Raw genomic sequence first — 23552 nt, 5'->3', positions numbered from 1 at the left:
CCTAGCTCAACCTGCCTTCGGCTGCATCACCTTTGGCACCGGACGTCCCGCATCGACGAACATGGTGGCGATCGCCCCCAGGATCATGAGGCCTCCGCCAAGCAGCAGCACATTGCGCGGATCGCCGCCCAGCAGCGGTCCGTAGAACAGCGGCATGGTCAGTGTCTGGATCAGCATCGGGATCACGATGAACATGTTGAAGATGCCCATGTAAATCCCGTTGCGTTCGGGCGGGATCGCGTCGGCAAGCATGACGTAGGTGTTGCCCATCATGCCGGCCCAACCGATCCCGATGCCGAGCATGAGGACAAACAGCGAGGCCGGAGTCTCGATGCCCGGGATCAGCAGCATGGCTATGCCCGAGGCTGTAAGGCAGAAGGCGTGGGTCAGCCGCGCGCCCAGTTTCCTGACGACCGGAATGAGGAGCAGCGCCCCCAGGAAAGCGATGAAGTTATACAGCGCCCCGGCCTGCTGCGTCGTAAGTGTCGCATCGCGGAACGCCGCGCTGGACGGGTCGGAGGTATCGTAAAGCGAGCGTCCGACGGCGAAGGTGATATACTGCCAATAAGCGAACATGGCGTACCATTGGCACAGCATGGCGAGCGAGAGCTGGCGCATCGCCTTGGGCATTTCGCGGATCGCCGCGGCGATATCGGACAGCGTCGCCGCAGGGGTCAGCGGCTTGTCGGCCAGGCTGGCTTTCTCTTCGTCGGTCATCGGCAGTTCGGGCACGCGCCAGACCGACCACGCAATCGTGCTGATCGACAGGATCGCGCCGATGATGAAGGCGATCTTCACCACCACTGGAATGCCGTTGGCATCCAGCACGTCGCGCGCAACAAAACTCGTGAGCAAGGTGGGGGCGAGATAGGACAGGGTCTGCGCCAGTCCGGTGAAGGCGCTTTGGGTCAGGAAGCCGACCGAACGCTGGCCGGGCACGAGGCGGTCGGCGACGTAGGCGCGGTAAGGCTCCATCGTGATGTTGTTGCCCGCATCGAGGATCCACAGCAGGCTGGCCGCCATCCAGAGCGTGCTGGAATAGGGCATCAGGAACAGGCTGATCGAACAGATGATCGCGCCGATCAGGAAGTAAGGAGTGCGCCTGCCAAAACGCGAGGAAGTGCGGTCGCTCATCGCGCCGATAATTGGCTGCACCAGCAAACCGGTCATCGGTCCCGCCAGCCAGAGCAAGGGCATGGTCGCCTCTTCTGCGCCAAGGAAGCCATAAATTGGTCCCATGTTCGCCTGCTGCAGCCCGAAACTGAACTGCAGGCCGAAAAAGCCGATGTTCATTTCGATGATTCGCAACAGCGAAAGCCGCGGTTTTGCGATGCTTTGCATACCTTCCAATCCTCTTTCCCGGCAAATCTGAAGCCAGCTCCCTTCCATCGACTGACACGAATCCCGGCTTTTTGCAAACGTTTGCAAAAATCTATTGCAAACGTTTGCAGTCGCCTTATGCCTTATAGCGAATCGTGGGCCGACAGAGCTTCACGATCTTGGGATAAGGAGTGGATGCCATGAAGTTTCGTGCAGTTCTGGCCGTGGGCGTTGCCCTTTCGGCCCTATCGACCAACGCCTATGCGCAAGACGCGGCACCTGCCGCGGATGGCGATCCGGTTCTGGAAGATGAAGTAATCATCGTGACCGGGGTGGCGCGCGCGCAAAATCGCCTCGAAAGTTCGGTTTCACTGAGCGTGCTGGACGCCGAATCCATTGCAGATGTGAACCCGCGCTCGGCCGCCGACCTCGTTCGCCAGATTCCTGGCATCCGCTCCGAAGCGTCGGGCGGTGAAGGCAACGCCAATATCGCGGTGCGCGGCATCCCCGTGTCGACCGGCGGTGCGCGATATATCCAGCTGCAGGAGGACGGACTTCCGGTTCTCGAGTTCGGCGACATCATATTCGGCAACTCGGACAACTTCGTTCGTGCCGATCGCAATGTTGGCCGCGTCGAAGCTGTCCGCGGCGGTTCGGCCTCGACCTTCGCTTCCAATTCGCCTGGCGGCATCATCAACTTCGTGTCGAAGACCGGTCAGCAGCAGGGCGGCGCGGTCGTCGGCTCGATCGGGCTCGACCATGAAACCTATCGGCTCGACTTCGATTACGGTGCCCCGCTTGGCGACGACACCTATTTCCATGTAGGCGGGTTCTATCGCACGGGTGAAGGCCCGCGCGACATCGGATACAACGGCAGCAACGGCGGCCAGATCCGGGCGAACCTGACGCAGGAATTCGATGGCGGCTACATCCGCTTCTTCGGCAAATATTTGGACGACAAGACGCCCACGATCCTGCCGCAGCCCGTCTTCGTCGGTGGCAGCAACTCTGATCCCGACTATCAGGCGATCGCCAATTTCGATCCGCGCGACGATGCTCTCTACAGCCGCTACATCAACAATGTGGCGACGCTCGATGGCAGCAACAATCCGGCGGTCTACGACTTCCACGACGGACTTGCGGTGAAGTCGAAAGCCTTCGGGGTCGAGGCGGAAATCGAATTCGCGCCCGGATGGACGGCCACAAACCGCTTCCGTTACTCGGATAATTCCGGTGCTTTCCTCTCGCCGTTCCCGGCCAGTGCAGGCGACGCGCAGGAGGTTGCCGACGCCATCGGCGGGGCAGGCTCGACGATCGTCTTCGCGACGGGTCCCAATGCCGGGGAGACCGCTACGGCGTCCTCCATCGGCGGCAACGGATTGCTGACGAACATCGTCAACTTCAACACTCGCCTGAACGATCTCGGCCTGATCGCAAACGATCTTCGCATTGCCCGCGATTTCGACGTAGGTGGCGGATCTCTGACCTTCACCGGCGGTTTCTATGCCAGCCGTCAGAATGTCGACACCGACTGGTTGTGGACCTCGCACGTGCAGACGGTCGAGGGTGACGGTAATTCGGTGCTGGTGGATATCGTCGATGCAAGCGGCGACACCGTCACGCAGAATGGTGTCGTAGGCTACAGCGCCAGCTTCTTCGGCAATTGCTGCCGCCGCAATTACGATGTTCGTTACGACACCTATGCGCCCTTTGCTTCGCTGTCGTTCGAAAGCGGTGCCCTGACCCTGGATGCCAGCATCCGCTATGATTACGGCAGCGCTGATGGCTCGATCACCGGTTCGGACAGCGGTTACGGCAACGGCATTACCAGCTTCGATTTCGACAATGATGGCACGATCAGCCCGGCAGAAGCTTCGACCGCGGCACTGCCGCTCGGCAATTCGCGCCCGGTCAATTACGACTTCGATTACTTCAGCTTCTCGCTCGGCGCGAACTACCTTGTGACCGATGATCTTTCGGTCTTCGCCCGCTACAGCCAGGGTGGCCGCCACACGGCTGACCGCAGCCTGTTCTCGCCAGCCGTAAGCACGCTGGACGGCAGCCTTCCCGGCGGCGACGACAGCGGCGTGATAGCCGAAGTCGACCAGCTCGAAGGAGGCGTGAAGTATCAGGCCGGCGGCCTCAGGCTCTACGGCACGGCGTTCTTTGCGAAAACTGCTGAAACCAATGTCGAGATCGCGCCGCTTCAGCTGACCGACAACAAGTACGAGGCGATAGGCCTCGAACTGGAAGGCAGCTATTCCTTCGGTCCGTTCTCGGTTTCCGGCGGTGCTACCTACACCGACTCCGAAATCGTGGACGCGCTCAACGCGGCGGTTATCGGGAACACGCCGCGCAGGCAGGCCGACTTCGTTTATCAGGGCACCGCTCAATACGAGAATGATTTCATGACTGCCGGTTTCAACCTGATCGGCACGACCGAGAGCTTTACGCAGGACAGCAACGAGCTTGTTCTTCCAGCCTATACGCAAGTCAACGCTTTCCTGGCATTCCGCCCGCTCGAGCGTCTGGAAGTGTCGCTGAACGCTAACAATCTGTTCGACCAATTCGGCTACACCGAAGCCGAAGAAGGTTCGATCCCTGGCAACGGCATCGTGCGCGCAAGGTCGATTGCGGGCCGGACGCTGACGGCCTCGGTTCGCATCGATTTCTGATCTTCCCTTCGATCAGATAGACTGGCCGGCGAACCGATCCTTCCTGGTTCGCCGGCCAAATGCTTCCGATGCAAGACTTTGGGTGAACTTGTGACAACTGCCTGGACCAGCACACACGTCGAAGCCATCGCCAGCCAGCAGGCGGCGCGCCTGCCGAAGTTTGCCGCGACCGATGTCGTCCGCCCCCGGCCCGAGCTCTATTACTGGGATATGTGGCCAGTGCAGGACCGGGATGGAAACATCGCCGATATTTCGGGCCGCGAGTTCTGGATGATCCTGACCGCGCCCGACGACGGCGATCCAGCGGGACGCCATTTCAAGGCCAAGATCCACCTGCTCGAACGAAAACATGCGAACTGGATCGATCTCGGCCCTCTCCTGCCCGACTTCGGTGGCCCATACGAGCGCGAATGGTCAGGCTCCTCGATCTGGAGCGAGGGAAAATTTACGCTCTGGTTCACCGGCGCCGGACTGTTGGCGTCGCCGGGCGGCTACCAACAGGCCTTGTTCGAAACCACTGCGGATACGGACCAGGACGGATTTCCCGTGGGCTGGAGCGTTCCGCGACCCATCCTGACCGAGCTGACATCGGATTATATTGCCGCCGATGCCCATGAGGGCGAAGCGGGGCGTATCAAGGCCTATCGCGATCCTGCCTATTTCAGGGACCCGGTCGACGGGCGCGAATATCTCGTCTTCTCCGCATCGCGGCCCTCCGGCGAAAGCGAATACACCGGTGCGATCGGACTTGCCGAAAACATCGATCATACGTGGACCCTGTTGCCGCCCATCATCCATTCCGGCGGCGTGAACAACGAGCTGGAACGCGCGCACATCGTCTTTCACGAAGGAAACTATCTGGCCTTCTGGGCGACCCAGTCGAGCACCTTCACGCCCGAATTGCAGCATGCCCCCACCGGGCTCTACGGAATGTCCGCCAAGGCGCTTCGCGGACCGTACGAGCCGCTCAACGGGTCGGGACTGGTGCTTGCCAATCCTGAAGACCGCCCCGCGCAGGCGTACAGCTGGTCGGTGACGCGCGAACTTCTCGTCTCGAGTTTTGTCGAATGCGCTGACGATGATTGCAGCGAATTTGCGGGCGCTCCCGCTCCTCTCGCCAGGCTGGACATTGGCAACGAGGCAAGAGATGCCAGACCGGTTGGTATGGAGACGATGCGATGAGCGAAGGCCTGCTCGGCGGGATCGAAGCTGGCGGGACCAAATTCGTCCTGACAGTCGGCGAAAGCCCCACGCGAGTGCGTGCCACGCACACGATCCCCACACGTGAACCGTCGCAGACCCTCGCGGAGGCACGCGGGTGGTTCGAGGAGCAGGGTCGGTTGAGTGCGATCGGGATCGCCAGCTTCGGGCCTGTCGAACTCGCCCCCGCGTCACCCAAATGGGGCCATATCCTCAAGACGCCGAAGCCGCACTGGTCCGATTGCGACCTGGCGGGATACTTCCAGCAGGCGTTTTCGGTGCCCGTCGGATTTGAAACCGATGTCAACGGAGCCGCCCTTTCCGAGTATCACCTTGGCGCCGGAAAGGGAGCCTCCTCGCTCACCTATGTGACGGTAGGAACGGGAATAGGCGGAGGGACGGTCATAGATGGCCGGCTGGTCCACGGCGCAGGGCATCCCGAACTGGGTCACATCTACCCGCGACGCGTTCCCGGCGATGATGCCTTCCCCGGCTTCTGTCCTTTCCACGGCGACTGCCTCGAAGGCCTGGCGTGCGGCCCGGCGATACACGCTCGCTGGGGAACGACGCTTTCCGACCTGCCTGGCGATCACGAGGCCCATGAGCTGGTAGCCGGCTATCTCGCCCAAATGTGCCACAGCATCTACGCTTCCATGGCAACCGAGATAATCGTGCTGGGCGGAGGGGTCATCAAGACACCGGGCCTTCTGAAGCGTGTCGCAGAGCTGGCGGAGAAACTCGGCGCAGGGTATTTCCCCAGCCGGCAAAACCACAAGATCCTACCTCCCGCGCTTGGAGATAAGGCTGGCTTGACTGGAACTTTGCTCTTGGCGGAAGAAGCGCTCCGTGGAGAACAGGGCTAGCCTCGGCCTCACAACAGGTCCTCCCCTTCAGGTGTTTTTGCAGAATGGCGGCTTTCAGGAAGCTATCGTGATGGAGCGAATGGCTGAATTGGAGACTGAAAGCAGACAGACCGCTAGCGGCCCAAGGTAAGTCGGCAAACTGACTTTGCCGAACGTCCGCTTTCCACCCACTTCGTGACTGAATTGCCGAGTTGGCGATGTGCCAAGAGCGGTCAGTCCCCTAACGACCTGGTTGCGGACATTGCTGCAAGGCGTCAGACAGCGAGGAATGAGGTTGCTCCTTCTATTGTCAATGGCGCTCGCCGCTGCTTGCTCGGACGGGCAGGCAGCAAGTCAGCCCAACTCCAGCGACACACATCGGGTTTCAGCACCAGTCGATTCCGCAGTTCCGCTCGCGGGGCGCGTTACCGATGCCGCCAATATTCTCGATGAAGAGTTCGAACTGGCGCTCTCGGAACGTCTGGATCGTTTTGAAGAAGTGACGAAGCATCAGATGGTCGTCGTGACGGTGAGTTCACTAGAAGGTCGCGATGTCACCGATTTTACTCGCGATTTGGCAAACGGATGGGGGATCGGTCGGAAAGACCATAATGACGGCGTGGTCGTCCTCGTCGCGCCGAACGAGCGCAAAACAAGGATTGCGGTCGGTTCCGGATTGGAAGCGGCGATTCCTGATTCTGCATGCCAAGCGATTATTGAGAATAGGATGTTGCCGCGCTTCCGCAAAGGTGAGTTTGCAGAAGGGATCGAGGCGGGTGTAGATGCTCTGATCGATGAGTTGGGCCGCCACAGCTGAATTTCCGCTTTCCACCCATTTTCAGACTTCGGTGCCTTTGGTGGGCTTCCTATTAGCGGACGTAAGGGGGTGGACGATATTCTCAGCGCATTAGCCGATCTGGCGGTGCTGATCCATCGAAGAGCCGCTGATACAGCTTCTCGCTCGCGCGAAGTTTCTAGAATAGAGAATTATAGAGTGAGCCGCGCGGTGATCATACGCCGAGCGGATACCGACGTCCTTTGAAACGCAATCAAGAATTATCAAGCGCCGCGCGTCTCTATGGGCACGCCACCAGCGCACCCTTCAGCGCATCCAAAACCGAATCGGCTCGCCAGCCCCCCCTATTTTCGGGAAGTAGTGGCGGAGAGGGTGGGATTCGAACCCACGATACGGTTGCCCGTATACCGCATTTCGAGTGCGGCGCATTCGACCTCTCTGCCACCTCTCCGCATGTCGGGTGTGCCTGAAGGGCCCATCGGGCCTCGGTCGAAGCGAGGGGGCCATTAGCCGTGCGCGTTCGGCTTGCCAAGTCCTTTCGCACGAGAAAACCGGGGACGGCACGGCCGCAAGCCTTGTTACGTGAGGCCCGCTTCCCATATCATTCCGTGACATGGACAGGACTTTGTTTTTCTCCGCCCAGGCAGGTCGCACTCTCGAGGCGCCCCGCCGCATCAAGACACGCTTTGCAATAGGCGATGTCGTCAAACACAAGACCTTCGATTTCCGCGGCGTGATCTTCGACATCGACCCCGTCTTCGCCAACAGCGAGGAATGGTATTCGTCGATCCCCGAGGAAATCCGTCCGGACCGCAACCAGCCTTTCTATCACCTGCTGGCAGAGAGCGACGAGAGCGATTACGTCGCCTACGTCAGCCAGCAGAACCTCGTTGGCGACGCGCTCACCGGTCCGGTTTCGCATCCCGATGTGCACCAGTATTTCGAGCAGTTCGAGAACGGGCGCTACCGCATGCGCCGCAAACTCACGCACTGATCGCGCAAAGGGACCAAGGGTGGGCGTTTGCCTGCTTGCGCCCCGCTGCCAAGACCGCTAGAGGCGCGCCTTCTTGACGCGGCTCCCCTCGCCATGCGCGGGTTGGGTTACACGATCGAGAACGCGGAGCAGTGGCCGAGTGGTCGAAGGCGCACGCCTGGAAAGTGTGTATACGGTAACCCCGTATCGAGGGTTCGAATCCCTCCTGCTCCGCCACTTCGCATTTCCCTGAAATAGCGATCGCGACTTCGCTTAAGGATGGGCGGCCGCCGCACTTATTAAGCCGCCGCCGCGTCAATGCGTTTAGAAAGTCCTGAATCACGGCCTCTTCACTTGCGCGACCTGACGCTGTTTGCTGATTAAGGCAGCGCTGCCAATCGCGCGACGCGCTCAGAGTGAGAAGGAATGCACCATGGCCGGCAAGGCAGACACGCTTCCCGTGATTATCGGCGTTGGCCAGGCGGTCGACCATTGGGACGGAAAGGACCCGTCATCGGCTCCGCATCCGGTAGAGATGATGCGCACCGCCATTGGGCGGGCGATAGATGACACGCGCGGCGACGGGATCGCCGATGCCGTTGATCTCGCCCTGTTCATCCGCACCTTCCCCGATTCCCTGCGCGAGCCTGTCACGCCGTTCGGCACGATCGAGAACCTTCCCCGGGCGGTCCTGGACGGCACAGATCTTTCACCCGACAGAGCGATCTATTCCGTCGTCGGCGGTGACCAGCCGCAAGCATTGGTGAACGAACTTTCAGCGAAGCTTGCAGATGGCGAATACGAAGTCGCGCTCATCGCCGGCGGGGAAGTAACCGGCGCAATGAAGGCGGCGATAAAAGCTGGCCATGCCCTCGACTGGAGCGATGACACAGACGGGCCCGTAGAGGACAGGGGCAAGGGAGACCCGCTTCTTTCGCGCTATGAAATTACCAATGGCCTCGGCATGCCGCCTCAGAACTATGCCGCGCAGGAACAGGCATGGCGCGCGCGCATGGGCCTTTCGACACAGGAATGGCGCGAGAATGCGAGCAAGCTTTTCGCGCGGTTCTCCGAGGTTGCCGCAACCAATCCTTACGCGCAATTCCCGCAGGCGTTGGGCGAGGAATTCCTGGCGAGACCCTCGAAAGCCAATTACCCGATGTGCGATCCGTTGCTCAAATGGCATGTCGCACAGGATGCTGTGAACCAGTCGGCCGCATTGGTCCTGACGACCGCAGGAAAGGCACGCGAGCTGGGCGTGCCCGAAGAGAAGTGGGTCTACTTGCACGGCCATGCCGACGTGAAAGACGCGCTGATGTCGCAGCGTCCCGACCTCTCGCATTCGGACGCCATCAGGCTGGCGCTCGATACGGCCCTGCGTGCGTCAGAGATTTCCGCTGCGGAAGTCGCCCATTTCGATCTGTACAGCTGTTTTCCCATCGTGCCGATGCTGGCGGCCGAATACCTCGGCCTCGACCCGTTCTCCGACGATCTGACGGTGACAGGAGGGTTGCCGTTTTTTGGCGGTCCCGGAAACAATTACTCCACGCACGCCATCGCCAGCATGGTCGAACGACTGCGCACAGATCGCGGCAGCTACGGTCTTGTACTCGCCAATGGCGGCTTCATGAGCAAGGAGTCGGTGGGCATCTATTCCACCCGACCGCCCGAGGCCTGGACGCCCGTGTCGAGCGATGCAGACCGCAGTGAAACCGCCAGCAGGCCGGAAATCACCCTGCTAGACGAGGATTGCGAAGCTGAAGTCGAAGCCTTCACCGTCATTCACGGCAAGGATGGACCGACTAGCGCTTTCGTCATCGCCCGAAACGCGGAAGGCCGGGCAATCGCCCGCGTCGAGTTGGGCGAGGTTGCCCGGGAGAAGATTGCAGCGATTTCCGAGGAACTCGTTGGGCGTACGATCTCGATCGCGCACCGCGATGGCAGGAATTTCACGACCCTGTAGGGCGACAACTCGCACCTCTTTTCAGAGGAGCGAGATGGCATCGCTGCCGCGCCGGTGCCGCGGCATATGCCGGGAAACAGCCAGCTCGAATTTTTCGACGAACCGTTGGAACCCGAGCGCAGCAACGTCGTTCCTACAATACCACCCCCCAAGTCGCGATGGTGCGCGGAATTGCATTCCCTGCGACCATCGCTTCAGAGCCCCTTTTCGCCCCTAAAAACGTGCGAAAAGGGGCTTTTTGTTTGCCCGTTTGCGTGGCAGGCTTCCACGCCATGACCAAACCCTTGATTTCGCTCGCCGCAGCGCTCGCTCTTTCGGCTCCTTCGTCCGCCCCCCTCGCAGCGCAAGATGCGCCTGTCGGAGCGCCTTCGCCGAATGAAATTGTCGAAGGCGCGGCGGCCGAAGAGTGGATTGCTATTCCCGCCGAAGATCTGCTTGTGATGACCCTCGCTCCCGCCACCAACGGGTCCGAGCGAAAGGTCGTTATCCAGCTGATGCCTGCGCCCTTCAGCCAGGGCTGGGTCGAGAACATTCGCACCCTCGCCCGCGCGCAATGGTACGATGACATCACCGTGAACCGTGTGCAGGACAATTACGTCGTGCAGTGGGGCGACCTCAATTACGACAATCCCGAAGCCGATGGCGAACCCAAGCTGCTTCCCGAGGGCGTCAAGGTCATGGACGAGAGCGACTATGTCCAAAGAGTGCCGGAAGCCGAGGAAGAACAGGCCGGACGTTACCGGCTCATCGATTCTTACGCAGAAGCGACCGACGTAAAGGGTGGCTTTCCGGTCGCACAGGTTGGCGACTTTTGGTGGCCCGTCCATTGTTACGGCATGATCGGCGTTGGCCGGAACTATTCGCCCGACACGGGATCGGGAGCCGAGCTTTATACGGTGATCGGACACGCCCCCCGCCATCTCGACCGAAATATCGCGCTCGTTGGCCGTATCATCGAAGGCATGGAGCACCTCTCCTCGCTCCCGCGCGGCTCAGGAGCGCTGGGTTTCTACACCGATGAGGAAGCGGACAAGCGCACCCCGATCCTGACCGTGCGCGTTGCCAGCGACCTACCCGCCGCCGAACAGCCGCACTTCGAATTCCTCTCCACCGCAGGCGAGACCTTCCCCCGCTATGCCGACGCGCGAGCCAATCGCCGCGACCCGTTCTTCATCGTGCCGGCGGGGGGCGCGGATATCTGCAACATTCCCGTGCCCATCCGCCGCGCAGGCGAGTGAGCGAGACCCTCATCTGCACCCTCCTCTTGCGGCAATGGCGGGGAGAACGCGGGACGTATCATCTCGTGACGATTGCGGGCGAGAGCGCAGATACACTCGCGATGCACGAGCGGATGACGCGGCTGGAACTTGGCAGCCGGCGCGGCTTCAGCTCGGTCAAGGTCATGGCCAGCATCGGGGGCACGCGCTGGAAGACCTCGGTCTTTCCTCAAAAGGGCAGGACCGAATGGGTGTTGCTGGTTTCAAAAAAAGTGATGAGGGCCGAAGATCTCTCAGAAGGCGATATGCTCACTGCCGAACTGGAATTGCTTTAGAGCTTTTCCATCAACTCGATGCGATTGCCGAAGGGATCGTCCACGTCTCCGCGGCGATAGCCTTCCAATTCCTTGCCCGGCTTGAACTTGATGCCCGCGGCCTGAAGCTTGGCAACGAGTGCGCCCAGATTTTCGACCAGCAATGCGGGATGAGCACGCCGTGCGGGCAAGAATGCATCTTCCACGCCGCAGTGGATCGAGATGCCATCTCCTTCGAACCAGCAGCCGCCATTGACCGCCAGGTGGCCCGGTTTCGCCACTTCTTCCAGCCCCATCAGTTCGCCCCAGAATTTCCGGGCGTGGACTTCGCCCCCGTGCGGCATGGCAAGCTGGACGTGATCGATACCGGTCAGCAGGCTCATGCGCGCTCTGCCTGTGCGACGGAGTCACTGGCGCGCAGTGCGCTCAGTATGCGGGTGAGGTGGGCGAGATCCTGCACCTCCAGATCGACTTCGTAAGTCGTGAACGGATGGTCGAGCTGCACCTGCTCGAGGCTCTTCACGTTGACTACGTTCTTCGCAAATATACCCGCCATCTCTGCCAATGTACCCGGACGGTCGTACAAAGTAACCCTGAGACGACCCACTGCGCCTATCGAGCGCTTGCCCCACGAGAGGTCGAGCCAATCGGTGTCGATCCCGCTGGCTAGCTCGTGACAATCGATGGCGTGAACCTCGACGCCTTCGTTCGGTTTGCGAATTCCGACGATGCGATCGCCGGGAACAGGGTGACAGCATTCGGCAAGCTTGTATCCGACGCCCGGAGTTAGGCCGCGGATGGACAGCGACTTGCCGCTGCGCAGCCACTCGGCATCGTCATCGGCCAGCCCCTCGGTGCAGCCTGGAACAAGCGCTTCCATAACTTCGCGGTCGGCGATCTTGGCCGATCCGATTGCGTAATAGAGGTCGTCCTCCTCCTCCATATCGAGACGCGTGAGCGCCGCGCGCAAGGCTTTCTTCCCGACTTTGGCCGGCACGCGCGAGGCGATCTCGTCGTAGAGTTTCTGGCCGATTTCTGCGACTTCGGCGCGTTCCTTGAGGCGAACGGCACGGCGGATCGCAGCGCGGGCCTTGCCGGTGACCACGAAGCCGAGCCAACTCATCTGCGGCTCTGCGTTCCTGCCCTTGAGGATTTCGACCACGTCGCCATTGTTGAGCTGTGTGCGCAGCGGCATGTGACGGCCGTTTATCTTCGCACCCACCGTCTGCGCGCCCAGATCGGTGTGCACTGCAAAGGCGAAATCGACCGCCGTCGAACCCTTGGGAAGCTGGAACAATGCCCCCTTCGGCGTGAAGGCGAAGATGCGATCCTGGTAGATCGCCATGCGCGTGTGCTCGAGCAGCTCTTCCGGATCGTGGCTGGCATCGACGATCTCGATCAGGTCGCGCAGCCAGCCGACCTGGCCATCGGGCTTGTCACCCTGCTTGTAGGCCCAGTGGGCGGCCAATCCGAACTCATTGGTCTGGTGCATCTCCCTGGTCCGGATCTGCACTTCGACGCGCATCGACTTGCCGTAGATCAGTGAGGTATGGAGACTGCGATAGCCGTTGGTTTTCGGCGTCGAGATATAGTCCTTGAAGCGCCCCGGCAGGAACTGCCAGGTCGTGTGCAGCACTCCCATCGCGCGGTAGCAATCGGTGACGTTGTCCGTGATGATGCGGAACGCCATAATGTCGGTGACCTGTTCGAAGGACACGTGCCGTTCGGCCATCTTTCGCCAGATCGAATAGGGATGTTTCTCGCGGCCCGAAACCTCGACCGTCAGCCCAGCTTCCGCCAGCGCATGCTTCATGTCGAGCGCGATGGCATCGACCTGCCCGCCGTCTTCCTGCCTGATCTGGTCGAGCCGCTGGGTGATGGTTTCGAATGCTTCCGGCTCGAGCTGTTCAAACGCCAGCATCTGCATCTCGCGCATGTATTCGTACATGCCCACCCGCTCTGCCAGCGGGGCGTAGATATCCATCGTTTCGCGCGCGATCCGCTGCCGCTTTTCCGGCTTCTTGATAAAATGCAGCGTGCGCATGTTGTGCAGCCGGTCGCCCAGCTTGACCAGCAGGACGCGAATATCCTCGCTCATGGCGAGCAGGAACTTGCGCAGGTTTTCGGCGGCCCGCTCGTTTTCGGGCATCTGCTCGATCTTGGAAAGCTTGGTCACGCCATCGACCAGCCGCGCGACATCGGTGCCGAAATTGGCCTCGATGTCGTCGATCGTCGCGAGCGTATCCTCGACCGTATCGTGCAGCAGCGCGGTGGCGATGGTTTCCTGGTCGAGCTGCAGGTCGGTCATCAGACCGGCAACTTCGACCGGATGGCTGAAGTACGGGTCCCCGCTCGCGCGCGTCTGTGTACCGTGCTTCTGCACGGTGTAGACATAGGCGCGGTTGAGCATCGCCTCGTCGGCGTCGGGGTCATATTCCTTGACCCGTTCAACAAGTTCGTACTGTCGCAGCATCTCGGCTCGCACGATGTGGCCAAAGCGTGCTGCAATGCAACGCAAAAATCCTACAGACGGGCTTCGAGTGCCTCGATGAAGGGTGCAGGCTGGTCGAGCCGGAAAGCTATCCAGCGCACCTCACGTGGCTTCCCGAAGACGCCGGCATGCCGGATGGGCGTTCTCAGGCGCAGGATAATATTGGGGTGCGAAACCATCGCCGCGTTGAGGACATCTGCACGATCCGCTTCGGCCTTGGTAATCGAAGGCTCCAATTTTTCGATGGCGTCGATCGGAACACTCAGGTCGATCAGCAATCCGGCGCGCACGCTCACACACTTCCCGTCCAGCAGGATCGGATAGAGCCGGAAGCCTTTCATCAGCGCGATCAGGAACAGGGCGCCCCAGATACCAAGCGCCAGCAGGACGAGCGCCGCAAGACGGCTCCAGTGGCTGACAAGAAGATCGACGACGACGATCTCGATCAGTTGGAGCACGAGGAAAGCCGCGATCATCGGGTTGATCACGCGATGATAGGCGAAGCCTTGCGCGCCCTCGGGCACATGCGGCCGCGCGCCCCATTTGAAGAGTGCCAGGCGCATCATGCTGCTTTCGAACACTGCGAAGCGCACAAGATTGGATGGCAACACCTCGCATGCCGCCATCTCGGCGGATCCGGTGCGACGATAGGTGCGCAGCGCATCGGCAGCGCTCCAGCCGAGATAAGCGATAACCGTCAGCGCCATCGCGACCACGACTGCCCGCATGTCGAGCAATGCCACGCGTACGGGCGCTGCAGCAGCCACGGTCGCGACGATGCAGCCGGCTGCGATCGTGCCCAACAGGACCCTAACCCCGGGGCGGTTCCTAGGGGCCTTGGCAATCGCGGCCAGGGTCAGCGCATCGGCAGCAATCCAGAGAAACAACAGTGCTGCGGTGCGCGGATGGCGCGTTGCCAGATCGCTATGGGTAGCAAGGCGCGCAGCGAGAATGGCCAGCAGCGGAGCGAGCAGGATCGCGATCGGGGCAAGACGGGCGGAAAGGCTTGAGGTCATTGCGCTGCTCCCTGTTACCTGCTGCCTAATCCTTGTTCATGGTCCGCTCAATGGCGTTGGCTGCACCGGCGCGTGCGCCGTATGCAATCACTCCGCTGTCATCACCCGGTCCACTCCCGCACGTGTTACCGCGTGGTAGCTGTCACGGGTCTTTGCATAGATGCGCTGCGCAATGGGCCGCCCCCAATCGCCTTGGTCCCAGAGAACACCGAACAGCGGGCGAACGAACTTGGCGCGTCCGACCCGGGCAAGGAATTCCTCGGCCAGGGGCACGGCGGGCGCATAACGATTTTCCAGCGCCATCTCGAGCCAGAGGAACAGGATCTCGTTGTTGCCCGTGCCCGACAGGCCAAGGCTTGCGTCCAGTTGCGCCAGCTGGTCCGCCGAAAGCGTGGCGGGCAAATTGTCGAGAAAACGCATCTGCTCAGCAGCGGTCCATGATGCATAGGCGGCGGGAATGGCCTGGGTGGCAACGTAAGCTGCGACAGCCGCGTCGACCTCGGCAAAGGCGGCCGGATCGGGCTTGGCCACATTCGAGGGCAGGCCCGGCGCAAAAATCCAGTCGCGCAGCATCAGGGCCTGCGCTTCCTGTTCTGAAGCGATGAGGTTCTGCATCATATCGTCGTAGAACATTTCGCTGGTGGCGGGCTGGAAGGCGTGATTATCGAACCACTGCCGCAGCCACGCATCGAAGCGTTCGCGCCCGACGATGCGTTCGACCGTCCGCAGGAAGAAAGCGCCCTTGTCATAGGCGATCGCGCTGCCGAGTTCGTAACCGCCATCGGTGCTGAGAGCCGTGCCAGGAGCGTCATTGCCGACCTCTGCCAGGACTTCCTGGATGTTGGCATACATCAGCGCAGCCTCCTGCTCGGCCCGCTTCTTCCCATACACCGCCTCGACGATGCGGTTCTCGAAATAGGTGGTGACGCCTTCGTTGAGCCAACTGTCGCCCCAGACCGCATTGGTCACGAGATTGCCCGACCAGCTATGCGCCAATTCGTGTGCGACCAGACCGTTGTTCGAGCGGTCGCCGGCAATGAAGGTGGGAGTGAGGAAGGTCATGACAGGATTTTCCATGCCCCCGTACGGGAAAGCGGGTGGCAGCACGATCATGTCGTAGCGGCCCCAGCGATACGCGCCGTAAAGCTCTTCCGCAGCGACGACCATTTCCTCGGTGTCCCCGACTTCTGCATAAGCGCGCGGGAGAACCGAAGGCTCTGCCCAGACGCCTGTGCGCGGACCGATCCCGCGGAAATCGATGTCACCCGCTGCAATCGCGATCAGGTAGGGTGGCACCGGCTTGTCCATCACGAAGCGGAATGCACGGCGGCCATCGCCCAAATCTTCCGGCTCGCCCTGCGCGACGCCGCTCATGACCACGTCGAGCGGCTTGGGCGCGGTGATCCGGGCCTCCCATGTCTGGCGGATGCCGGGGCTGTCCTGCGTCGGGATCCAGGTGCGGTTGAGGATCGCCTGGCCCTGACTGAAAAGGAAAGGATATTCACCGCCGGCTGTTTGTTCGGGCGAAAGCCATTGGAGCGCCTCGGCATCCGCAGAAGCGGCGTACTCGATGCGGACATTGCGCGCGCCATTCAACATGATGGTGAGCGGGGCGCCCTTCCCGCCCTCTTCGACGGCGGTGCCGATTTCGTAAGACAAGGTTGCACCCGAGCCGTCGGTTACCTGAGCGATTTCCAGGCCGTTGCTGTCGAGCACCAGCCGTTCCTTGCCGGGCGCGGCCAGTATGCGCAGATCGGCTGCGCCGCGTACCCGCTTCGCCTCGAAATCGAGATCGAGGTCCAGCGCAACATGTGTCACGCGCGCGATCTGCGGTTCGGCATAGGTGAGAGTATCTAGCGCTTCGGGGCCGGACAGGATCGGCGAGACCATCGGTTCCGGGATCGCGGTCGAAAGCTCCGGTTGGGCGCCAGTTGACGTGCAGGCCGCAGTGGCGAGAAGGACGGCGATGCCGGAAACAAGGCGGTACATGATAGTCTCTCCGAAAAGGATGCGCCCGGTCGGTTTGGACGCATAATTCAAACTCTTGCGCCCTATCCACGATCCCGGCACAGCTTTCCACCCTGCGCGTTGAATTCGTAACCACGGACTCGCAAAAGACGCTCTTTCGCGTATTGTGAACGTTATCAACGATCTTGGAGAGGCATCAATGACCCGCCACTGGACCTTGGCACTCGCAATCGCCCTTGCGCTTGGAACGGCCCCTGCGGCCTATGCGCACAACCATGATGCAGGCGTGGCACTGGCCGATGCGCTGACGCCGGAGCGCGAGCTGATCTTCGCAGACGAGTTCGATGCAGGAACTCTCGACCGCGACAAGTGGATCGTCATCGGCCCCGATTTCTGGGTTAATTACGAACAGCAGGCCTATATCGACGATCCTTCGGTCATCGCCTTCACCGATGATGCAGCAGGTGCCGAAGGCGGCGCGCTGATCCTTCGTCCGGTCTTCAAGCCCGGCGCCGACACCAAGGCGGATCGCAACGCGCCTTTTGTTTCGGGCCGGATCGAGAGCCAGGGCAAGTTCGATTTCATGCACGGTCGCGCCGAAGCGCGGATCAAGCTGCCCGCCAATGTCGGCGTCTGGCCCGCCTTCTGGCTTCTTGGCAACGACAAATGGCCTGACACGGGCGAGATCGACATCATGGAATATGTCGGAGAGAAGGACTGGATCGGCGTCGCTCTCCACGGCCCCGGGTACTCAGGCGAAACGCCCATCGTGAACAAATTTTTCTTCCCCGAAGGCGTCGATGTCACGCAGTGGCACACCTATGCGGTCGAGTGGACCGACACGCAGATCGATTTCCTGATCGACGACCACGTCCTTTACCGCGTGACCAGGCCGATGGTCGAGAATTACGGCGAATGGCGCTTCGATAACGAGAAGTACCTGATCCTGAACTTTGCGATGGGCGGCGCCTATCCGTTCAAGACGAACCGCATCGAAAAGCCCTATCCCGGCATTCCTTCCGAAACGGTAGAAGCCGTGAAGCGCGGCGAAGTGGCAATGCTCGTCGACTGGGTTCGCGTTTACGCGCCTGCAGACTAAAGGCCAATCAGTCCGCGTGTATGGCGGCGAAGGCTTCGATGTTGTCGATCCGTCCGGAGACGACCAGCACATCGCCCGGCATTATCACGGTGTCCGGCACGGCATGAATAAAGTCTTCTCCTTCGCGCTTCACGCCGATGACCGTAACGTCATGCTTCTTTCGACACTCGCTTGTGACGAGCGGGATGCCAATGATCGGCTCCGGTGCGGCGAGCTTGGCGATGGCGAATTCGTCACCGAAGTTGATGAAATCGAGCAGCCGCTCGTTGAGCAGCCGCGCAACGCGTTCGCCCATCTTCTCTTCCGGGAAGACGATGTGATGCGCGCCTGTCCGTTGGAGGATCCGGCCATGCTTCTCATTGGTCGCCTTCGCCCAGATGTTCGGGACACCCAGATCGGATAAGGCCAATACGGCAAGCACACTTGCCTCTATATCACCGCCTATTCCGACTACAGCAGAGGTAAAGCTTCTCGCGCCCAGCTTCTCGAGGCAGGTAAAATCGGTGCAGTCCGCCTCCACGACCTGAGTGAGATCGCGCGCATATTCCTGCACCAGCAGCGGGTCGGTATCGGCACCCAGGACTTCGTGCCCCATGCGTTCAAGTGTTCGCGCGACGGAGCCGCCGAAACGACCGAGGCCAATGACCAGGACAGGATTGCGTGTATCAGCCGACAATCGGGTTCTCCTCGGGGTAGCGATAGGGTCGCGGTTCTCCGCCCAATGCGAGGGCTGTGGCAACGGTGATCGTGCCGACACGGCCAATGAACATCAGGCAAATAATGACAATCTGGCCTGCGGGAGGTAATTCGCCGGTAACTCCCGTTGAAAGGCCCACGGTAGAGAACGCCGATACCGCCTCGAACAACAAATCCTCAAACGCGAGTGGCGTGATGATCGAAAGGTAGGTTGTCGCTCCGAAGATAAGCGTTCCTGCAAGCACGATCACGGTGAGCGCCTGCCGCTCTATCGCGTGACTGAAACGGCGGCCAAAAACGCCGGCATCGCGCCGCCGCATAACTTCCGATAGAACGACAGCCAAGAGCACCGCGAAAGTCGTGATCTTTATCCCGCCGGCGGTCCCTGCGCTTCCTCCGCCGATGAACATCAGGAAGTAATTGGTCATCAGCGTCTCGTCGCGAAAGGCTCCGACATCGAGACTGTTGAACCCCGCAGTACGAGGCATGACCGAATGGAAAGCAGCGTTGAGCAGCTTGCTGCCCAGTCCCATCGGGCCGAGCGTATCGGGATTGTCCCACTCCATGGCCAGGTGTGCAAGAAATCCGGCGCCGAGCAAGAGCACTGTTCCGGCCACGGTTATCTTGGTGTGCAGAGTCCAACTCTTCCAGCGCAGCCCGTGATAGCGCAAGTCCTCCATCACGGGGAATCCTAGCGCGGTCAGCACAACTGCCAGCATGATAGGGACGAGTATCACGCCATCTTTTTGGAAGCCCATGACGCTGTCGGAGTAACTCGAGAACCCGGCATTGTTGAAAGCGCTGACCGCGTGGAACGTGCCATGCCAGAGCGCCTCGCCGAATGCATGATCATAGACCGTCATTAGCCGCAGGGTCAGGATCGCCGCGACAATCGCCTCTACGGTCAAGGTGATTATCAGCACGAGCTTCAGAACCGAACGGGCATCCCCGACATCCAGCCGATTTCTTTCGACCTCTGTCGCCATTCGATCTCGCAACCCGAAACCGCGCCCCGCCATCAGGCCAAAGAGGGTCGCTGCAGTCATTATTCCGAAGCCGCCGATCTGGAACAGGGCCAAGATGACGAACTGTCCGAAGGCTGACCAGTAGGTGGCCGTATCGACGACGATAAGTCCGGTCACCGCCACTGCAGAAGTAGAAGTGAATAGCGCAGTGAGAAGATCGGTCTGAGTGCCGTCCGCTGTGGCGATGGGGAGCCACAGCAGAAGAGTTCCGGCCACAATCGCAGCAAGAAACAGGACCGGGATCAGCCGGATGGGATCGCGCAGGGCAGCCACGCGGCCTATACCCCTCGCGGGCTCGTCAGTTCCACGTCGCCTCTGGCGGCAGGCTCATCAGGATTGCGTCGATGTTGCCGCCGGTCTTGAGGCCGAAGAGCGTCCCACGGTCATAGACGAGGTTGAACTCGGCATATCGCCCGCGCCACTCGAGCTGTTGCTGCTTGTCGGCCTCGTCGAATTCGCTGCCCATGCGGCGGCGAACCAGCTGCGGGAAAATGTCGAGGAAGGCTTCACCGACATCCTTCGTGAAAGCCAGATTGCGCTCGAATGCGGCGTCGTCCTCGCATTCCAGATGGTCGTAGAAGATGCCCCCTACCCCGCGATGCACGCCGCGATGGGGAATGTAGAAATAATCGTCCGCCCACTTCCTGAACCGATCGTAATAGGTGGGGTTGTGCCCTGCGCAGGCGGCGCGGAAGCGAGCGTGGAAGTCCTCGGTGTCCTCTTCGTAAGGCAGCGGCGGATTGAGATCCGCTCCGCCACCGAACCACGCCTTGCTCGTCGTCAGGAAACGCGTGTTCATGTGGACTGCGGGCACGTGGGGATTGGCCATGTGCGCGACGAGACTGATGCCGGTCGCAGAGAAACCAGGATTTTCCGCTGTCGCCCCGTTGATCGAACCGGCGAACTCGGGCGCGAAATTGCCTCGTACGGTAGAGACGTTCACGCCGACTTTCTCGAAGATCTTGCCCTTCATCAGGCCGCGCGTGCCGCCGCCGGGATCGGGATTGCCGTCTTCCTCGCGCTGCCAGCTGTCGTACTGGAATTGCGCATCCGATCCCGCTTCGCGCTCGATGCTTTCGAATTCGGCGCAAATGCGGTCGCGCAGGGTCTCGAACCAGGTTCGTGCGGCTTGGGTATTCTCGGTCCAGTCGGTCATGCGAGAGGCCTTGCCATTCGCAGGCAGCTACGGCAATAGCCGGTCATGGTTCCCCTTTCGTTCGCTGGCGATGAATGGCTCCTCACAGAGGGCCGTGCGCTCTACTGGCCGCGTGAGCGCGCGTTGCTGGTTGCCGACCTGCACCTTGAAAAGGGCAGTTTCTTCGCGGGGCACGGCCAGATGATCCCGCCCTACGACAGCCGCGAAACACTGGAACGCGTGGCGCTGGCCATCCGCGAGACCGGGGCGCGCCGTGTCATTACGCTGGGCGACAACTTCCACGATTCGCAAGGGTCCGCGCGGCTGGAGCCGCACGCCTGCGGAATGTTGGAAGCTCTGACCAAGGCAGTCGACTGGGTCTGGATCACAGGCAACCACGATCCCGACATGGAGGCTCGGTGTGGCGGCACGCTTGCCGAAGAGCTGGAGATTGGCGGCACCATCCTGCGCCACCGCGCCAAGAAGGGCGAAACCCGTCCCGAATTGTCCGGCCATTACCACCCGCGCCTGCAGGTGAGGATCCGCCAACGCATGATCCGCCGCCCTTGCGCAGTGGTCAGCGCCAACGAAGGAGCGGACGGTCGGCCGAGCGGACGGATGATCCTGCCCGCTTTCGGCGCCTATACCGGCGGCATGAATGCCGCAGACCCGGCAATTCTCAAGGCTTTGCAGCCCGCCGAACGCATCGATGCAGTGGTTCCGGCAAAGGGCAAACTTGCCCGTTTCCCGCTTTGGAAAGCCGCTTAGTTATCTTCACTAGCGGTTTGCAGTGTTTCTCCCTACATAGCCACCACAAGAACTGGCAGAATCAGGAGAATGCCCCATAGCCCGTCCACCCCGGCGCAGCATGCAAATGCCCGTAAAAAGCGGCCCGCGCTACGATAACATGATCAATGTCCCCAAGGTCCGCGTGATCGATCACGAAGGAGAGAACCTGGGGGTGATGTACACCCGCGAAGCGACCGAGCAGGCCAACGAACTGGGCCTCAACCTCGTCGAAGTGAGCCCAAATGCGGACCCGCCGGTGTGCAAGTTCCTCGATGTGGGCAAATTTCGGTACGAGGCGCAGAAAAAGGCAAACCTAGCGCGCAAGACGCAGAAGACCCAGGATATCAAAGAGGTCAAGATGCGCCCGAACATCGACACCCACGACTATGAGGTGAAGATGCGCAACGTCGTGAAGTTCATCGAGAACGGCGACAAGGTGAAGTGCACGCTGCGCTTCCGCGGCCGCGAAATGGCTCACCAGCAACTGGGCATGGACCTGTTGAATCGCGTGCGCGACGACGTGGAGGAAATCGCCAAGGTGGAGAGCTTCCCGCGTCTTGAAGGACGCCAGATGCTGATGGTGCTTGCTCCCAAGTAAGCCTGTCTGACTTACCAAATCAACGAGGCGGGGCGTCACTTGGTGATTGCTCCGCCTTTTGCTTGGAAATAGCGCGCCGACCACGAACGCCGCCTCTGCATCGACGAAAGGCATCGGTTCATCGGCAAGCCACATGGCTTTGCTATCGCAGAAGCATGTAATGTCTCAGGCACATTAAGTGCATTGCTACGTATAAATCGCAGCCATTGCTATTTTGACAGGGATTGACCGTGAAAAACCGCCTTATTGCTTCTGCCGCCCTGCTTGCGGCTTGCGCGACTTCCGCCCCGGCACTGGCTCAGGAGGTTGCGGCAAGTGCGGCGTCAAACGCGGCGACCAACGCTGCTGATTTCGACAAATTCGTACCCCGCCCCGCCAAGCAGACAGCGCTCGACTACGCCATCTGGCAGGACGCGCTGCAATACATGGTGCTTCGCATGGGCCTGTCGACCCGTGATGGCGCGACGCGTCCCGACCCGACTATCGGCAGCCGCCGTGTCTGGGGTCACGATTCCCGCGTCAGGCTGGAAGGCAACCGCATTCCCTTCTCATTGATGGATGAAGCAGCGATCGCGACATTCACCGAATACCGCCAAGATCTGGAGCAGATCGGGGCGCAGGTGGATATCGCCAGCCTGCCCCGCTCAGAACAGCTCGCCTACTGGATCAACCTGCACAATGTTGCGGTTATCGAACAGATCGCACTCAACTACCCGGTCAAGGCGCCATCGCGTTTGCTGCTGGGTGAAAATGAAACGCCGCTCGATGTCACCCCGTTCATAACGGTGGGCGGCGTCGCGATGAGCCCCAAGGACATCCGCACACGCATCGTTTACCCGAACTGGAAAGACCCCAAGGTCATCTACGGTTTCTTCCGCGGCGATGTCGGCAGCCCGTCGATCCAGCGAGAAGCTCACACCGCAGATAACGTCGACCGTCTCCTCCTCGAAGGAGCAAACGAGTTCGTGAACTCGCTTCGCGGCGTCGAAGGCTATGGCAAGAACCTGCTCGTTTCCGCCATCTACGAGGAAGCGGCCCCGTTCTACTTCCCGCAGATGGGTGACGATTTGAAGGCGCACCTGTCGCGCTACGCCGAAGAAGAGGTGAAGGAACTCCTCGCCTCCAAACCGGAAGTAAAGGTCAATCAGTACGAAGAGACCGTCGCCGATCTGGCAGGCGGCCAGCGCGAGCCGACATACAACACCGTATACAGCGATGGGCAGGCCAACAGCTTCCGCATTCCGTCATCGGTGGCACGTTACCTGGGCGAGCGTGCCCAGAAGTACGAAAAGCTGCGCAAGGAAGGTCGCACAGGACGCGTCTTCATCATGCCCGGCGACGGCACCGACCTGATCGGCGCAGAGGATGAGGAAACGCAGGAAGACCAACCTGCCATCGAAACCGCCGAGTCACCCTCGGCCGGCTGACACAAGCC

General features: G+C 60.8%; 20 protein-coding genes and 2 tRNA genes. 13 read left to right on the top strand and 9 right to left on the bottom strand.

Going from position 1 to position 23552, the window contains the following annotated elements; translation table 11 throughout:
- Nucleotides 1–6: 6 nt before the first annotated feature.
- Nucleotides 7–1341, bottom strand: a complete 1335-nt coding sequence (locus tag CVE41_RS09620; protein ID WP_100260447.1) for an MFS transporter — start codon at nt 1339–1341, stop codon at nt 7–9.
- Between the two features lie 179 nt (nt 1342–1520).
- Here CVE41_RS09620 and CVE41_RS09615 point away from each other — a divergent pair, with 179 nt between their 5' ends.
- From CVE41_RS09615 to CVE41_RS09600, 4 genes are all read left to right on the top strand, one after another.
- The gene (locus tag CVE41_RS09615) at nt 1521–3995 is read left to right on the top strand and encodes a TonB-dependent receptor (protein ID WP_100260446.1); all 2475 of its coding nucleotides are present in this window, start codon (nt 1521–1523) and stop codon (nt 3993–3995) included.
- 90 nt (nt 3996–4085) lie between these two features.
- Nucleotides 4086–5177 carry a glycoside hydrolase family 68 protein gene (locus CVE41_RS09610; RefSeq protein WP_232725635.1) on the top strand — a complete coding sequence of 364 codons (1092 nt, stop codon included), beginning with the start codon at nt 4086–4088 and terminating at the stop codon, nt 5175–5177.
- On the top strand, nt 5174–6058 hold the full coding sequence (locus CVE41_RS09605) for an ROK family protein (protein ID WP_100260445.1): 885 nt from the start codon (nt 5174–5176) through the stop codon (nt 6056–6058). The genes CVE41_RS09610 and CVE41_RS09605 overlap by 4 nt, the downstream gene beginning before the upstream one ends.
- Before the next feature lie 292 nt (nt 6059–6350).
- Nucleotides 6351–6854 (top strand): TPM domain-containing protein, encoded by a 504-nt coding sequence (locus tag CVE41_RS09600; RefSeq protein ID WP_198507643.1) that lies wholly within the window; start codon nt 6351–6353, stop codon nt 6852–6854.
- Between the two features lie 340 nt (nt 6855–7194).
- On the opposite strand, the gene CVE41_RS09595 is transcribed toward CVE41_RS09600, so the two are convergent.
- Nucleotides 7195–7284 (bottom strand) — tRNA-Ser (locus CVE41_RS09595).
- 162 nt (nt 7285–7446) lie between these two features.
- Between CVE41_RS09595 and hspQ the strand changes: the two genes are divergently transcribed.
- The 5 genes from hspQ (at nt 7447) to CVE41_RS09570 (ending at nt 11321) form a co-directional block, all read left to right on the top strand.
- Entirely contained in the window at nt 7447–7827 is a 381-nt protein-coding gene (gene hspQ, locus CVE41_RS09590; protein ID WP_100260443.1) for a heat shock protein HspQ, read from the top strand.
- Nucleotides 7828–7952: 125 nt separating this feature from the next.
- A tRNA-Ser gene (locus tag CVE41_RS09585) sits at nt 7953–8043 on the top strand.
- Between the two features lie 196 nt (nt 8044–8239).
- Nucleotides 8240–9769 carry an acetyl-CoA acetyltransferase gene (locus CVE41_RS09580; RefSeq protein WP_100260442.1) on the top strand — a complete coding sequence of 510 codons (1530 nt, stop codon included), beginning with the start codon at nt 8240–8242 and terminating at the stop codon, nt 9767–9769.
- Nucleotides 9770–10041: 272 nt separating this feature from the next.
- The gene (locus tag CVE41_RS09575) at nt 10042–11007 is read left to right on the top strand and encodes a peptidylprolyl isomerase (protein ID WP_100260441.1); all 966 of its coding nucleotides are present in this window, start codon (nt 10042–10044) and stop codon (nt 11005–11007) included.
- Complete coding sequence (locus CVE41_RS09570; protein ID WP_100260440.1) at nt 11004–11321, top strand: DUF1905 domain-containing protein; 318 nt, start codon at nt 11004–11006, stop codon at nt 11319–11321. The genes CVE41_RS09575 and CVE41_RS09570 overlap by 4 nt, the downstream gene beginning before the upstream one ends.
- Here CVE41_RS09570 and CVE41_RS09565 read toward each other — a convergent pair.
- The 4 genes from CVE41_RS09565 to CVE41_RS09550 all read right to left on the bottom strand — a co-directional run bounded on the left by CVE41_RS09565 (nt 11318) and on the right by CVE41_RS09550 (nt 16796).
- The gene (locus CVE41_RS09565) at nt 11318–11683 is read right to left on the bottom strand and encodes a VOC family protein (RefSeq protein WP_100260439.1); all 366 of its coding nucleotides are present in this window, start codon (nt 11681–11683) and stop codon (nt 11318–11320) included. The genes CVE41_RS09570 and CVE41_RS09565 overlap by 4 nt on opposite strands.
- Complete coding sequence (locus CVE41_RS09560; RefSeq protein ID WP_100260438.1) at nt 11680–13773, bottom strand: RelA/SpoT family protein; 2094 nt, start codon at nt 13771–13773, stop codon at nt 11680–11682. Before CVE41_RS09560 ends, CVE41_RS09565 begins: the two co-directional genes overlap by 4 nt.
- 50 nt (nt 13774–13823) lie before the next feature.
- Nucleotides 13824–14807 (bottom strand): hypothetical protein, encoded by a 984-nt coding sequence (locus CVE41_RS09555; RefSeq protein WP_100260437.1) that lies wholly within the window; start codon nt 14805–14807, stop codon nt 13824–13826.
- A gap of 87 nt (nt 14808–14894) precedes the next feature.
- The gene (locus CVE41_RS09550) at nt 14895–16796 is read right to left on the bottom strand and encodes a M1 family metallopeptidase (protein WP_100261472.1); all 1902 of its coding nucleotides are present in this window, start codon (nt 16794–16796) and stop codon (nt 14895–14897) included.
- Between the two features lie 178 nt (nt 16797–16974).
- On the opposite strand from CVE41_RS09550, the gene CVE41_RS09545 reads away from it, so the two are divergent.
- Nucleotides 16975–17874, top strand: coding sequence for a glycoside hydrolase family 16 protein (locus tag CVE41_RS09545; RefSeq protein WP_100260436.1), 900 nt, complete (start codon nt 16975–16977; stop codon nt 17872–17874).
- A gap of 7 nt (nt 17875–17881) precedes the next feature.
- Here the strand turns inward: CVE41_RS09545 and CVE41_RS09540 are convergent, their stop codons facing one another.
- Genes CVE41_RS09540 through hemF form a run of 3 tightly spaced genes read right to left on the bottom strand, consistent with a single transcriptional unit; the run spans nt 17882 to nt 20751 of the window.
- Nucleotides 17882–18550, bottom strand: coding sequence for a potassium channel family protein (locus CVE41_RS09540; protein WP_100260435.1), 669 nt, complete (start codon nt 18548–18550; stop codon nt 17882–17884).
- Complete coding sequence (locus CVE41_RS09535) at nt 18540–19868, bottom strand: TrkH family potassium uptake protein (protein WP_100260434.1); 1329 nt, start codon at nt 19866–19868, stop codon at nt 18540–18542. Before CVE41_RS09535 ends, CVE41_RS09540 begins: the two co-directional genes overlap by 11 nt.
- A 25-nt stretch (nt 19869–19893) precedes the next feature.
- Nucleotides 19894–20751: an oxygen-dependent coproporphyrinogen oxidase gene (gene hemF, locus CVE41_RS09530; protein WP_100260433.1), complete on the bottom strand. Its 858-nt coding sequence runs from the start codon at nt 20749–20751 to the stop codon at nt 19894–19896.
- Nucleotides 20752–20796: 45 nt separating this feature from the next.
- On the opposite strand from hemF, the gene pdeM reads away from it, so the two are divergent.
- The 3 genes from pdeM to CVE41_RS09515 all read left to right on the top strand — a co-directional run bounded on the left by pdeM (nt 20797) and on the right by CVE41_RS09515 (nt 23544).
- Nucleotides 20797–21498 carry a ligase-associated DNA damage response endonuclease PdeM gene (pdeM, locus tag CVE41_RS09525; RefSeq protein ID WP_100260432.1) on the top strand — a complete coding sequence of 234 codons (702 nt, stop codon included), beginning with the start codon at nt 20797–20799 and terminating at the stop codon, nt 21496–21498.
- A gap of 100 nt (nt 21499–21598) precedes the next feature.
- Nucleotides 21599–22117, top strand: a complete 519-nt coding sequence (infC, locus tag CVE41_RS09520; RefSeq protein ID WP_100260431.1) for a translation initiation factor IF-3 — start codon at nt 21599–21601, stop codon at nt 22115–22117.
- A gap of 230 nt (nt 22118–22347) precedes the next feature.
- On the top strand, nt 22348–23544 hold the full coding sequence (locus CVE41_RS09515) for a DUF547 domain-containing protein (RefSeq protein WP_232725634.1): 1197 nt from the start codon (nt 22348–22350) through the stop codon (nt 23542–23544).
- The last annotated feature ends 8 nt before the right edge of the window (nt 23545–23552 follow it).

It is taken from the genome of Qipengyuania seohaensis, assembly GCF_002795865.1.
Lineage (GTDB): Bacteria > Pseudomonadota > Alphaproteobacteria > Sphingomonadales > Sphingomonadaceae > Qipengyuania > Qipengyuania seohaensis.
This window is presented reverse-complemented; position numbering and strand designations above follow the sequence as displayed.